Annotated in this window: 14 protein-coding genes; 7 read left to right on the top strand and 7 right to left on the bottom strand. The window is 69.2% G+C overall.

What is annotated here, in order from left to right; translation table 11 throughout:
- Positions 1-213: a hypothetical protein gene (locus H5399_RS04780; RefSeq protein ID WP_182781838.1), complete on the bottom strand. Its 213-nt coding sequence runs from the start codon at positions 211-213 to the stop codon at positions 1-3.
- A 56-nt stretch (positions 214-269) separates the two neighbouring features.
- On the opposite strand from H5399_RS04780, the gene ilvA reads away from it, so the two are divergent.
- Positions 270-1,535 carry a threonine ammonia-lyase IlvA gene (ilvA, locus tag H5399_RS04775; protein ID WP_182781837.1) on the top strand — a complete coding sequence of 422 codons (1,266 nt, stop codon included), beginning with the start codon at positions 270-272 and terminating at the stop codon, positions 1,533-1,535.
- Positions 1,536-1,545: 10 nt separating this feature from the next.
- On the opposite strand, the gene H5399_RS04770 is transcribed toward ilvA, so the two are convergent.
- The gene (locus tag H5399_RS04770) at positions 1,546-2,520 is read right to left on the bottom strand and encodes a 4-hydroxy-3-methylbut-2-enyl diphosphate reductase (RefSeq protein WP_182781836.1); all 975 of its coding nucleotides are present in this window, start codon (positions 2,518-2,520) and stop codon (positions 1,546-1,548) included.
- A gap of 41 nt (positions 2,521-2,561) precedes the next feature.
- Between H5399_RS04770 and H5399_RS04765 the strand changes: the two genes are divergently transcribed.
- Genes H5399_RS04765 through H5399_RS04755 form a run of 3 tightly spaced genes read left to right on the top strand, consistent with a single transcriptional unit; the run spans position 2,562 to position 4,747 of the window.
- Positions 2,562-3,314, top strand: coding sequence for a hypothetical protein (locus tag H5399_RS04765; RefSeq protein ID WP_182781835.1), 753 nt, complete (start codon positions 2,562-2,564; stop codon positions 3,312-3,314).
- Positions 3,315-3,326: 12 nt separating this feature from the next.
- Entirely contained in the window at positions 3,327-4,553 is a 1,227-nt protein-coding gene (gene xseA / locus H5399_RS04760) for an exodeoxyribonuclease VII large subunit (protein ID WP_182781834.1), read from the top strand.
- Positions 4,550-4,747 carry an exodeoxyribonuclease VII small subunit gene (locus tag H5399_RS04755; protein ID WP_182781833.1) on the top strand — a complete coding sequence of 66 codons (198 nt, stop codon included), beginning with the start codon at positions 4,550-4,552 and terminating at the stop codon, positions 4,745-4,747. The genes xseA and H5399_RS04755 overlap by 4 nt, the downstream gene beginning before the upstream one ends.
- A gap of 19 nt (positions 4,748-4,766) precedes the next feature.
- Here H5399_RS04755 and H5399_RS04750 read toward each other — a convergent pair whose 3' ends face one another.
- Positions 4,767-5,318 (bottom strand): DUF4245 domain-containing protein, encoded by a 552-nt coding sequence (locus tag H5399_RS04750; RefSeq protein ID WP_182781832.1) that lies wholly within the window; start codon positions 5,316-5,318, stop codon positions 4,767-4,769.
- 47 nt (positions 5,319-5,365) lie between these two features.
- Complete coding sequence (locus H5399_RS04745) at positions 5,366-6,166, bottom strand: isoprenyl transferase (protein WP_182781831.1); 801 nt, start codon at positions 6,164-6,166, stop codon at positions 5,366-5,368.
- A gap of 94 nt (positions 6,167-6,260) precedes the next feature.
- On the opposite strand from H5399_RS04745, the gene H5399_RS04740 reads away from it, so the two are divergent.
- Positions 6,261-6,941, top strand: a complete 681-nt coding sequence (locus H5399_RS04740; RefSeq protein ID WP_370585686.1) for a hemolysin III family protein — start codon at positions 6,261-6,263, stop codon at positions 6,939-6,941.
- Between the two features lie 30 nt (positions 6,942-6,971).
- On the opposite strand, the gene H5399_RS04735 is transcribed toward H5399_RS04740, so the two are convergent.
- From H5399_RS04735 to H5399_RS04725, 3 genes are read right to left on the bottom strand one after another with little or no spacing between them, the layout of a single operon-like run.
- Complete coding sequence (locus H5399_RS04735; protein ID WP_182781829.1) at positions 6,972-8,324, bottom strand: ABC transporter permease; 1,353 nt, start codon at positions 8,322-8,324, stop codon at positions 6,972-6,974.
- Positions 8,325-8,331: 7 nt separating this feature from the next.
- On the bottom strand, positions 8,332-9,429 hold the full coding sequence (locus H5399_RS04730) for a COG1361 S-layer family protein (protein ID WP_182781828.1): 1,098 nt from the start codon (positions 9,427-9,429) through the stop codon (positions 8,332-8,334).
- The gene (locus tag H5399_RS04725) at positions 9,426-10,187 is read right to left on the bottom strand and encodes an ABC transporter ATP-binding protein (RefSeq protein ID WP_182781827.1); all 762 of its coding nucleotides are present in this window, start codon (positions 10,185-10,187) and stop codon (positions 9,426-9,428) included. Before H5399_RS04725 ends, H5399_RS04730 begins: the two co-directional genes overlap by 4 nt.
- 333 nt (positions 10,188-10,520) lie before the next feature.
- Here H5399_RS04725 and H5399_RS04720 point away from each other — a divergent pair, with 333 nt between their 5' ends.
- Complete coding sequence (locus tag H5399_RS04720) at positions 10,521-11,867, top strand: PhoH family protein (RefSeq protein WP_182781826.1); 1,347 nt, start codon at positions 10,521-10,523, stop codon at positions 11,865-11,867.
- A 120-nt stretch (positions 11,868-11,987) separates the two neighbouring features.
- Positions 11,988-12,791 carry a DUF4397 domain-containing protein gene (locus H5399_RS04715; protein WP_182781825.1) on the top strand — a complete coding sequence of 268 codons (804 nt, stop codon included), beginning with the start codon at positions 11,988-11,990 and terminating at the stop codon, positions 12,789-12,791.
- Positions 12,792-12,816: the final 25 nt, after the last annotated feature.

Below are 12,816 nucleotides of genomic sequence, written 5' to 3'. Positions count from 1 at the left end.
TCACCGCAGCGTGGGCGAAGGGCTGGGCGCCACGCTGACCGTGGGGCTGGGAGCCGGGTCGTCTCGAGGTGCCCACGGCCTGGCCAGCAGGACCCCGGCCACCAGCCCCAACGCCACCAGGGCCAGCGCACGGGTGAGGATGAGGGTCCAATCGGGCCCCTGCTCCGCCACCTCCGGCTCGATGGGCTCCGGGGGCACCTGCGCTGCCGCCATCCATCCATGCTGCCATCCTGTTGGCCCATCCGGCCCCAGACCGCGACAATGAACAGATGAGCGCCCTGTCAGACCTCGCCGTCCAGATCCCTGCCGCCGTGGACAGGCTTGGCCGGATCGCGCACCGCACCCCGGTGCAGCTCAACGCGCGCCTGTCGAGGGCCACCGGATCCGAGATCTGGGTCAAGCGTGAGGACCTGCAGCCGGTCCGCTCCTACAAGCTGCGCGGCGCCTACAACCTCATGGCCCAGCTAAGCGAGGCCGAGAAGCGTGCCGGCGTGGTGTGCGCCTCGGCGGGCAACCACGGCCAGGGCGTGGCGTTCTCGGCAGCGGCTCTGGGCATCAAGGCCACCGTCGTGGTCCCGCACACCACCCCGAGGCAGAAGCGCCAGCGCATCCTGGAGATCGGGCACGGGTTCGTCGAGCTGGTGCTCCACGGCGCCAGCTACGACGACGCCTCAGACGAGGCCGCCCGCCTTGCCGGGGACGGGAAGGTCCTGGTGCCCGCCTTCAACGACCAGCGCACGGCCGCTGGACAGGCCACGGTGGTGGTGGAGGCCTTCGAGCAGTTGGGCTTCGTGCCGGGGGTGGTGGTGCTGCCGGTGGGAGGCGGTGGTCTCCTCGCCGGCGCGGCCGCGTGGCTGCGTACGCACCATCCCGAGGTGCGGATCATCGGGGTCGAGCCCGAGGGTGCACCGTGTGTGGCCGCCGCCATCTCGGCCGGGCGCCCGGTGACACTCCACGACATCGACACCTTCGTCGACGGCGCTGCCGTCAAGCGGGTCGGCGACTTCACGTTCGAGGTGATCCAGGAGGCGCGCGTCGAGTTGGTGCGGGTGCCGGAGGGCCAGGTCTGCTCTGAGATGCTGGAGTTCTACCAGGTCGACGGCATCATCGCCGAGCCGGCCGGGGCGCTGGCCGCCGCGGCCCTGCCCAGTGGCGGCGTGGGGCCCAGGGTCCAGATCCCCAGCGGCTCGCGCGTGCTGGTGCTGCTGTCCGGGGGCAACAACGACGTGTCCCGCTACGCCGAGGTGGTCGAGCGGTCCCTGATCCACGAGGGGCGCAAGCGCTACTTCCTCGTCGACTTCCCCCAGCAACCGGGCGCGCTGCGCATGTTCCTGGATTCGGTGCTCGGCCCGGAGGACGACATCACCTACTTCGAGTACGTCAAACGCAACAACCGCGACACCGGGCCGGCCCTGGTGGGCGTGGAGCTGGGAAACCCCGGCGACTACCGCTTCCTGGTGCAACGGATCGACGAATGCGGGATGACCGCGGAGGAGGTGGCCTACGACAGCCCGTTCTTCCGCTTCCTCACCTGAGCGTCCTGCGTCAGTGCTTGACGGCGCGCTTCAGGTCCTTGCGGAGCTCCGGCGGCAGCGCGAACTGAAGCGTCTCCTCGGTCAGGCGCTCCTCAACCGCGGGCGGGAAGCCCATGGACTCGAGGTACTCCAGCACCCCGTCGACGAGCAGCTCCGGCACGGAGGCGCCCGAGGTGACGCCCACCGAGTGGACGCCCTCCAGCCACGCGGGATCGATCTCCGAGGCGTTGTCCACGCGGTAGGAGGCCTTGGCGCCGGCCTCCAGCGCCACCTCGACCAGCCGCACGGAGTTCGACGAGTTCTGCGAACCCACCACGATCATCAGGTCACACCCGCGCGAGATCTGCTTGACCGCCAGCTGCCGGTTCTGCGTGGCGTAGCAGATGTCATCCGACGGCGGGTCCATGAGCAGCGGGAACTTCTCGCGCAGCTTGCCCACCGTCTCCATGGTCTCATCCACGGACAAGGTGGTCTGGCTCAGCCACGCCACAGATCCGTGCTGGGGAAGCTCCACGGAGGCCACGTCCTCAGGCGACTGAACGAGGATGGTCTGCTCCGGCGCCTCACCCATGGTGCCTTCGACCTCCTCGTGGCCGGCGTGGCCGATGAGGAGGATCTGGGTACCCTCGGACGCGAAACGCCGGGCCTCGTGGTGCACCTTCGTGACCAGCGGGCAGGTGGCGTCGATGGTCTTCAGGCCCCGGTCCGCGGCTTCGGTGTGCACCGCGGGAGACACGCCGTGGGCGGAGAAGACGACGGTGGCGCCGGTGGGCACCTCGTCGAGCTCCTCGACGAAGACCGCGCCTCTGGCCTCCAGGGACTCGACCACATGCTTGTTGTGCACGATCTGTTTGCGCACGTAGACGGGCGGCCCGTACAGATCCAGCGCCTTCTCGACGGTGATGACGGCGCGATCCACACCGGCGCAGTACCCGCGGGGGGCTGCGACGACGACGCGCTTGATGGCCGGGGCAACGCTAGACATGCCGACCAGTCTAGGTGGTGCTCCGCCGGTACCCTAGCGGCATGGATTCCCCCCAGCTCCACGCCGTCGGCTTCGACGCCCCATCCCTGGACCAGCTCGTCGCGTCCGCGTTCAGCGCGGGCGTGCGCGGAGTGGACACCGCGCCGGGCTTCGACCTGGTAGGGACGTACACGGACCCGAGCGGTGCCCGCCTGTGCTTCGTCAAGCGGGAGGGGCAGGGGGTCAGCACGACGGGGGCGCTTGCCTCGGAATCGCGCTACCGCGCCCAGGTGGTTCGGTTCTCGGACCTGCTGGCGCGGGTGGCGCTGTACGGGACCCACGCGCCTGGGCCGCTGCTGGCCCAGTTCGTGGCGCTGGTCGACGACCCGGTCGCGTACCCGCAGCACGAGCTGCGCGCCGGCGGCCAGTACACCGTGATCGAGTCGTTGCACGTGGCGGCGCTGGCTATCGAGGTCACCGTGTACGACGACGCTGCCGCCTTCGAGGCGTCCCCGGAGGCCGCCCCCGGAGGCGACCTGCGGATCCCCGCCGACGCGCTGATCTCCCCCAGCCTCATCGCCCTCCAGGCCGCCGCAATCCCGCCGGCCGAGGCCTCCCCCGCGCTCCTGATGGGCGTGGAGGTGCTGAGCGTCGAGACGCGGCGCAACACCCTCACCGGTGTGGAGTTCCAGTACGTCGTGGGACGCAGCGCGGTGGAGATCTCCTGCGCCATCCCGGCGGAGGTCCCGGTGTCGGTGGGCAACGTGGTGCACGGCACCTGGTTCGCCACCTGTTCCTCGGGCCTCTGGGACTGACGAGGTCTCTGCATGGGGTTGGAGAGTTCCTCGGAGAAGCCGCAGCCGCTCGGCCGGGTGATCATGGCCACCAAGGAGTGGGTGGGGCGCCTGGGAGAGGTGTGGGTGGACGCCCAGGTGGTGGAGATCAAGCGCCGCAACGCTCCCACGCAGTTCCTCACGTTCCGCGACAGGGTGGCCGACATGTCGGTCCAGGTCACGGTCTCCACCTTGGTGCTCGACGCCGCCGGGCCCCTTCCCGAGGGATCCCGGGTGACCGCGCGAGTCAAGCCGCGGGTGTGGGAACGCAACACCTCGCTCAGCCTGGAGTGCCTGGAGATCCAGGTGGCGGGCGAGGGCCGGCTGCTGGCCCAACTGGAGCAACTCAAGCGCAAGCTGCAGGCCGAGGGCCTGTTCGACCCGGCCCGCAAGCGCCGCCTCCCCCTCCTCCCCCGGATGATCGGGCTGATCACGGGCCGGGACTCGGACGCCGAGCGTGACGTGGTGACCAATGTCGGCCGCCGCTGGCCCGCCGCCAGCATCCGCACCCGGCACGCGGTGGTCCAGGGCCCCACGTCGGCGGAGTCGGTCATGCTCGCCCTCGCCGCGCTGGACGAGGACCCCGAGGTGGACGTCATCATCATCGCCCGCGGCGGCGGGTCGCTGGAGGACCTGCTCTCGTTCTCCGACGAGGGCCTCGTGCGCGCCGTGGCCGCCGCACGCACCCCCGTCGTCACCGCCATCGGGCACGAGCGCGACGCCCCCATCGTGGACCTCGTGGCCGACCTCCGCGCCTCCACGCCCACGGACGCCGCCAAGCGCGTGGTGCCGGATCACGCCGCCGAGTCCGCCTCGCTGGCCGACGCGAGGGCCCGGCTGGGACGGGGAGTCGACGCGCGGCTCCTGGAGGCGCAACGCCAGCTGGACCAGCTCCGCTCCCGCCCAGTCATGGTGGACCCCACCAGCGCCTTCGCCGCCCACTACGACAGGCTCAGCCTGTTGCGCCACAAGCTCGACACCGCCGTCGAACGGCGGCTGCGCGACGAGGAATCCCACCTGCGCTCCGCCGTCAGCTCGGTCCGCGCGCTCTCCCCGAAACGGACCCTTGAGCGCGGCTACGCCGTCCTCGTCGACGACGCCCACCGGTCTGTGTCGGCCGTGGGCGACACCGCACCCGGCGCCCGCATCCACGCCTATCTCTTCGACGGTCAGCTCGACCTCGACGTCGTCGCCACCACAGCTGAAGGAGACCGGCCGTGACCGATCAGAAGCCCACCTACGAGGCCGCCCGCGACGAACTGGTCGACGTGGTGCGCCGGCTGGAGTCCGGCGGCGCGTCACTGGCCGAGTCCATGGAGCTGTGGCAGCGCGGCGAGAAGTTGGCCGAGATCTGCCAGGGCTACCTCGACGGCGCCAAGGAGCAGGTCGCCAAGGCGCGCCGCGCCGTCGAGTGACCGGCCGCGGCTCCCCCTGCTACCCCTCGGTGAGTGTTGCCGCGAACGCTTCCAGCGCCGTGAAGTCCGCGTCGGCCGTCACGATGGAGGTGACCAGGTCGTCCTCGTGCACCAGGCTGCGGGTCCGGCCGTCGTCGCTCTCGAAGCGCTCCCAGGTGCGCCCCGCCAGCTCGACGGCGCCGCCCAGCGGGCTCCCGTCTCTGGTCGTGTCGGTGACGAATGCACTGGCACCGCCGTCGCGCTGCTGCACCCCGTAGTAGATCTCCTCCGGGGAGAGGTAGCCCACCTGCCACCAGTTGCCTGCCGCGGGCTCGCTGGTGATCCACGGGTCGCCCTCCTTGGCCCAGGCCACCCGCACCGGTACCCACCCCTCGCCGAGGTCGCCAGCACGCAGCACGGGGTAGGGCGATTCCACCTCGGCCCTGGTGAGGGTGGCGTCGACGTCGACCACCTCCGGCTTGGGCTCCGGGTTGAGGGTGAACCACCAGACGATGAGCGCGATGGGCACCAGCAGCACCGTCATCGAGATCACCATGTCGCGCGAGCGGTTCTTGGGGTTGCGGCGGGCCATGCGCGCCATCGTGCCACGACCTGCCGCGGTGCCCCAAAGGCCGGGGATCAGCGACCGAAACGGCGCTCCCGCTGTGAGTACGCCCGGAGCGCTCGGACGAAGTCGACCCGGCGGAAGTCCGGCCAGAGCGCCTCGCAGAAGTAGAACTCGCTGTGCGCGGACTGCCACAGCAGGAACCCGGAGAGGCGCTGCTCGCCGGAGGTGCGGATGATGAGGTCCGGGTCCGGCTGGCCCTTGGTGTAGAGGTGGTCGGAGATCTGATCGATCTCGAGCGTCTCGGCCACCTCGGCCAAGGTGGCACCCTCTGCGGCCCGCGCCGCGAGCAGGGACCTGACGGCGTCGAGGAGTTCGTGGCGGCCGCCGTAGGCCACCGCGACATTGACGTGCATGCCGGTGACCCAGCCCGTCGAGTCAGACGCGGCCCGAAGCGTGTCGGACATCGCCTCCGGAAGGAGATCCAGCGCGCCGACCGCCTGCACCCGCCAGCGCCTGGTGGCGGCAAGGTCCGAGACGAGTTGGCTGATCACCTCCAGCAGGGGGGTCAGTTCATCGTCCTCGGCGCGCTCCAGGTTGTCCGTGCTGAGCACCCACAGGGTGATCACCTGGATGCCCGCGTCGTCGCACCACTCGACGAACTCGCGCAGTTTGGCGGCCCCCGCCCGGTAGCCGGCGACGAGGGGCTGGCCGGGCGCGTTCATCCGGGCCCATCGCCGGTTGCCGTCTGCCAGGACTGCCACGTGGCGGGGCAGGCTGTCGCGGTCCACGTGCCGGAGGACCTGGCGTTCGTAGCTGGCATACAGCCATCTGGGCGGCCACACGCGGTCGATGAGGCGCTGCACCGCTGACATGCGAAATACACTAGCGCCCAGTTGGCTTCCCGCGGCCGGAGTAGTAACCTACGGAAGCGTAAGTTACTCAACCGTAGGTATGTGCATGAGCCAGATAGCAGAACCCCCTTTCGCCTCCACCGACACCGCTGCGGCCAGCCCCGCGAAACCCAAGCTCCGCGGCTGGCTGCACCTCGGCATGGCGCCGGTGGCGTTCATCATCGGGCTGGCGTTCACGGTGTTCGCCCCCACCCTGACGGGTCGCATCGGCTGCGGCATCTACACCCTGGCCGCCGTGCAGCTGTTCGGAACCAGCGCCGTCTACCACCGGGGCACCTGGTCACCCCGCGCCAACGCGATGTTCCGACGGATCGACCACTCCAACATTTTCGTCTTCATTGCCGGCAGCTACACCCCCCTCGCCCTCACGCTGCTCGAGGGATCCTCGCGCGTGACGCTGTTGGTGCTCATCTGGAGCATCGCTGTCCTCGGCGTGCTGTTCCGGGTCCTCTGGCTCGGCGCCCCCCGCTGGCTGTACACCTTCCTCTACCTGGCCATGGGATGGGCGGCGGTCGGCTGGCTCACGCAGTTCTGGGCGGCCGGCGGCCCGGCTGTGGTGCTGCTGATCGGGGCCGGGGGCCTGGTCTACTCGCTGGGCGCCATCGCCTACGCCACCAAGCGCCCCCAGCTGTCGCCGACCTGGTTCGGGTTCCACGAGGTGTTCCACGCCTGCACCATCATCGCGGCGCTCCTGCACGCCGTCGCCATCGGTCTGGCGGTCTTCGGCGCTTCCTGAGGTCCGGACAGGTCTGGCGTGTGACGGTGGCTACTCGGCGCGCATGGCGGCCAGCGGGCTGAGGTTCGTCGCCCGCTGCGCCGGCACGAGGCCTGCAAGCGTGCCGATCAACGTCGCGAACACCACCGCACCGACCATCAACCATGCTGGGACGACCGACAGCTCACCCGAGCCGCCCTCACCTGCCACCTGTGCGCCGAGGGTGGCGTTGAGCAGCGCCGAGGCCGCCAGGCTCAACACCAGTCCGATCACGCCGCCGAGGAAGCCGATGGCGGCCGACTCGATGAGGAACATCCTCCGGATGTCCCCCAGCGCCGCGCCCATCACCTTCATGATGCCGATCTCCTTGGTCCTTTCGTAGACGCTCATCATCATGGTGTTGGCGATGCCGATGGCCGCCACCAGCAGTGACACGAACCCGATGCCGCCGAAGACCGCCTGGATCATCAGGGCCTGTGATTGGGCCTGCCTGATCCACTCCACGTCGGCGAAGGCCCCGTAGCCCTGTTCACGCAGCGAGTTGAGGACCATCTCGGCGTCTTCTGGGCTGTCGGTCAGGAGCCGGATCTCCGTGTAGATGAACGCCTTCCCCTTCGGCTTCCCGTCGGCGGTGGCGGGCTGGTTGGGGAGCGCCTTGCCCGGCATCGCCTTCTCCATGGCCTTGCGCAGCGCATCGAAGTCGGCGAACACGCTCGATGAGTAGGGCCCCCACTGGTCGTTACCCGGGTTGGCGATCTGGGCCACGGCGGGCATGATGATCCGCTTGGGCGGCTTGGCGGGCTGTGTTGGGTCATCCCCGTCCTCACCCCCGCCGATCGGCACCGGTCCGTACTCGCCAAAGGTGGCGAAGGCACCGAAGATGGTGTCGGATCGGAAGTCGACCTCCAGAGGCATGCCGGTGACAGGGTCCCAGAGCTGTGTGTGAAGAAGGTCTCCCAGCACGAGTCCGAGGGCTTCGCCCGGCTGCGGTAGCTGGCCCCAGGCCAGGTCCAGGTTCATCTCCTGCAGCGCCTCGGCGGGCAGGCCGACGACCTGGAAGTACTGGGTGGCGGCCCCAACGGTGAACTCCACGTCCACCAGGTAGGTCGGCCACACCGCTCGGACACCGGGCTCAGCTGCCAGGATGGGGATCAGGTCCCCGCTCAGCTGGGCGGGTTGGCCGGGAGCGGCCATCTCCGGTGGCGGTACGGAGTTGACGCTGACCTGACGCAGGCTGATCTGCTGGAACTGGCTAGTGAAGCTCGAGGACAACCCGACGCCCAGCGACACCATCACGATCACCGACGTGGTGCCGATGAGGACGCCGAGCACCGTCAGCGAGGTGCGGAAGAGCCGCTGCCTGAGGCTCGCGAGGCTTGTGGCGAGCAGATCCGTCCAGCGCATCGTGGGCCTAGCGGGCCGTGGGCCCGATGAGCGGGTCCTCGCCCAGCTCCGCGAGCGACTCGAGGTCCTCGCGCTCCACCCGGCGTCGTCGACGGCGTCGTACCGCGAGAGCGACGATCACCACCAGCGCCAGGAGTGCCGCCGCGATGAGCGCTGGGATCAGCAGGGATGGTCCCGCCTCCTGGCCTGGTTGCTCCCCGAGGGGGGGCTCCTCGATGGGCATGGGGGCCATGACGGCCACCTCTGCCATCTTGTCCATGGTGGTTACGTTGCCGTTGACGTCCTCGAAGGAGACGGTGATCGTGATCGGGCCGGCTGCCTCCTCAGCCGCGTTGACCGTCATGTCGACGGCGCCCGAGGCACCCGGGTCGATGGTTCCGACGAAGACCTCCGGCGAGGTGATCGCCTGGCCTTCCTTGATGGCGGCCTTGGCGTTGTAGAGCTTGGTCTTGCCCTGATTGAAGATGCTGAACGTCAACGATGCGTCCTGGCCGAGCGTCAGCTGAGAGGGCATCAGCTGCGGCACTGAGGCATCGGCGCGGATGTTCTGCCTGACCTGGATCGAGACCGTTTCGATCGAGGTGAACGGGTTGGCGGCGGCGTCCTCGTAGTCGATAGTCAGGGTGAGCCGGTACGGCTTCTCCTCCAGCGACGGCAGCGAATGGAAGGCCATGGACGCGGTCTCGAGCTGATCGGCCCTGATCCGGCTGATGAAGAGCGAGGAGGAGCCGCTGGCGGGCAGAAAGGCCGAATCGTCCGAACTCAGCGTGACTTTCATGTTCTGCACGCGGGTGCGTGTCGAGGTGTTACGCAGGGTGAATGCGACGGTGAAGTCCTGACCCGCGACGACCTCCGCCGGGTCTGTGGTGAACCCGGCCAGGATGACCCGTGGCGTGGACACACCCGGAACGACGCTCGCGCCACCACCGCCGCCACCAGCACCGCCCGTGGTGCCTCCGGTGGCGCCGCCGGTATCCCCGGCCGAATCGGTCCCTGCACTGGCCCCGCCGTCGGCGACCGGATCGCCTGCGGCGCTGATGAGCGGGATCATCGTCAGCCCGAACACCACCATCAGGACTAGGAACAGTCGTTGGGTCATCTTCATGGCGCGACCTTCTGGTTGTCGGCGGTGGTCACTGGGAGTCGGTGGTCGGTGTGGCTGATGTCTGTGATGCGGCCGTCACCGATGGAGATGATCGTGTCAGCGAACGACGCGATGTGCCGGTCATGGGTGACCATGATCCAGGTCTGCTGGAAGCGGCGGATCACGGTGCGGAAGAGAGTGAGGATCTCCTCGGAGGTGTGCGAGTCCAGGTTGCCGGTGGGTTCGTCGGCAAAGACGAGCATCGGCTGGACCGCCATGGCGCGGGCGATGCCCACGCGCTGCTGTTGACCTCCGGAGAGCTGGCCCGGGGTGTGATGCAGGTGCCTGCCGAGACCCAGTTGGGTGAGGATGGCGCGGGCGCGGGCCTGACGGCGGTGGGCGGGGATGCCTCGGAAGCTGAGCGGGAGGGCCACGTTGTTGAGCGCGGTGAGGGACGGCAGCAGGTTGAACGACTGGAAGATGAAGCCCACCTGCTCACGACGGTAGGTGACCAGCTGCGATTCGGTGAACAGGTGGAGCGGCTGCCCCGCGACGAACACCTCCCCAGCGGTCGGCTTCTCGAGCCCTCCGAGCATGTTGAGTAGGGTGGACTTGCCGGACCCGGACGTGCCGACGACGGCGGTGAAGCTGCCCCGCGGAATGGTCAGGTTGACGCGGTTGAGCGCGACGACCCGCGAGTCACCCACCCGGAAGATCTTGGACAGATCCCGCGTCTGCACCAGGGGCTCCCCCACCTCGGGCAGGGGAAGCCGTATCATTGTTGCGGGCACCCCTAACCTCCTCGCTCGAGACCGCGGACCGGGCGTCGACGGCGACGCCTGGGAGAAACCTAGCCCAACGACGGGTCAGCTCCCCTGAGGTGCGGGCCGAGTCGCGACCGGAGGGGGACCGTGGCACCCATCGCATCGGCCCCAGGTACGACGCCCTCCCTTCGGCAGCGAATGACAGCCGTGTAATTCCCTCTGGCGGGTGCCCACTTTCCGGGGCTATTGTCGGGCCATGGAGATCCACTCCATCACAGCCCAGACGGTCCTCTAGCAACATTCGGGGACCGACGCGGCGAGCGCGGGCCCCGGCGAAAGGGAGCAATCGTGCTCAACGCGTCCCCGCAGCAGGCTTCCCCCACCGCTGTCCAGCCCGAAACAGCCATCAAGACCTACGTCGTCGATACCTCCGTCCTTCTCTCCGACCCGAAGGCGATGCTGCGCTTCGCCGAGCACAACGTCGTGCTGCCCATCGTGGTGATCACCGAACTGGAGTCGAAGCGCCACCATCCGGAGCTCGGCTACTTCGCCCGCTCCGCGCTGCGGCTCCTCGACGACCTCCGCATCCAGCACGGGCGCCTCGACACCCCCCTGATCACCAACGAGCAGGGCGGCAACCTACGGGTAGAGCTCAACCACTCCGACGAGCGGTCGCTGCCGGCAGGGTTCCGCCTCGGCGACAACGACACGCGCATCCTCGCCGTCGCCCTCAACTACGCCAACGAGGGCCACGACGTGGTGCTGGTCTCCAAGGATCTGCCTCTGCGCGTCAAAGCCTCCGCCGTCGGGCTGGCTGCGGAGGAGTACCGCAACGAGCTCCCGATCCAGACGGGCTTCACCGGCATGGCCGCCGTCGACGTCACCACCGACGATGTCTCGGCCCTCTACGAGCACGGACACGCCCAGGTGGCCGCCGCGCGCGAGCTGCCCACCCACACCGGAGTGGTGCTGCACGCTCCCGGGTCGAGCGCGCTGGGGCGCAGGATGCCCGACGGTTCGGTCAAGCTGATCAAGCACGACCGCGAGGTCTTCGGCATCCACGGCCGCTCGGCCGAGCAGCGGGTCGCGCTGGATCTGCTCATGGACGACTCCATCGGCATCGTGTCCATGGGCGGCCGGGCGGGCACCGGCAAGTCCGCCCTCGCGCTGTGCGCGGGCCTCGACGCCGTGCTGGAGCAGCGCAGATACAGCAAGGTGATGGTGTTCCGGCCGCTCTACCCCGTCGGGGGGCAGGACCTCGGCTTCCTCCCCGGCACGGCCGGCGAGAAGATGGCGCCGTGGGGCCAGGCGGTGTTCGACACGCTGTCGGCGGTCACCAACAAGTACGTCATCGACGAGCTGCTCGAGCAGGAGATGATCGAAGTGCTGCCGCTGACCCACATCCGGGGGCGCTCGCTGCACGACGCCTTCATCATCGTCGACGAGGCCCAGTCCCTGGAGCGCAACGTCCTCCTCACCGTGCTGTCGCGGGTGGGCCAGAACTCCCGGGTGGTGCTCACCCACGACGTGGCCCAGCGGGACAACCTGCGCGTCGGCAGGCACGACGGCATCGTCGCGGTGATCGAGAAGCTGAAGGGCAACCCGCTGTTCGCGCATGTGACGCTAACCCGCTCGGAACGCTCGCCGATCGCTGCGTTGGTCACCGACATGCTGGAGGTCGACGAGCTCGCCTGACCCTTCTGAAAAAAGAAAAAAAGAAATCTTGGATCCGGTGCATCCATGGGCGGGGGTCCGTTCGAAGTACTCAGTGTCAAGGCGATGGTCGCCTGAACAGCACTTCGAAAGGACCACTCCATGAAGCTCTCCCGCCTCTTCGTCGCCGGCTCCCTCGCCTTGGCCGCCACCGTCGGCTCCGCCGCCCTCGCCCACGCCGAGGATCACACCTCCACCATCTCCATCCTGCACGGCGTCCCCGGCGCCACCGTCGACGTCTACGCCAACGGCGCCGAGCTGCTCACCAACTTCGCCCCCGGCACCCTGACCGACCCGCAGGAGCTCCCCGAGGGCACCTACGACCTGAAGGTCGTCGCGGCCGGCGCTGGCGCCGACGGCGCTGCGGTGATCGAGGCCAACGACGTGGCGGTTCCCGCCGGCGCGAACATCACCATCGTGGCCCACCTCAAGGCCGATGGAAAGCCCACCCTCACCCCCTTCGTCAACGACACCTCCGCCTCCGACAAGGGCGCCCGCCTGACGGTGCGCCACGTGGCTGCCGCACCCGCGGTCGACGTCCGCGCCGGCGGGGCGGTCGCGGTCCCGGGCCTGGAGAACCCGAAGGAGGCCAAGCTCAACATCGCCGCGGGCATGGTTGCCGCCGACGTGGTGGCCGCAGGCACCGACACCGTGGTCCTCGGCCCCGCCGATCTCGACATCAAGGCCGGCATGAACACCATCGTCTACGCCTGGGGCTCGCTCGAGGGCAAGAACCTCGCCCTGGCCACGCAGACGGTCAAGCTGACCACCGGCATGCCGAGCACCGGCGCGGAGGGCCCCGCGGACACCTCGTTCCTGTCCCTCGCGGCGGCGTCGCTCATGATCGCCGGGGTGGCCACCACGGTCGTCGCCGCCCAGCGCTCGCGGGCCCGCAGCAACTCCTGACCCCCGATCAGCGGCTCCCGCCCCC

The sequence above is a fragment of the Tessaracoccus sp. MC1627 genome, assembly GCF_014164725.1.
Lineage (GTDB): Bacteria > Actinomycetota > Actinomycetes > Propionibacteriales > Propionibacteriaceae > Arachnia.
The sequence above is the reverse complement of the archived record's forward strand: the minus strand, read 5'-3'. Positions and strand labels throughout refer to the sequence as shown.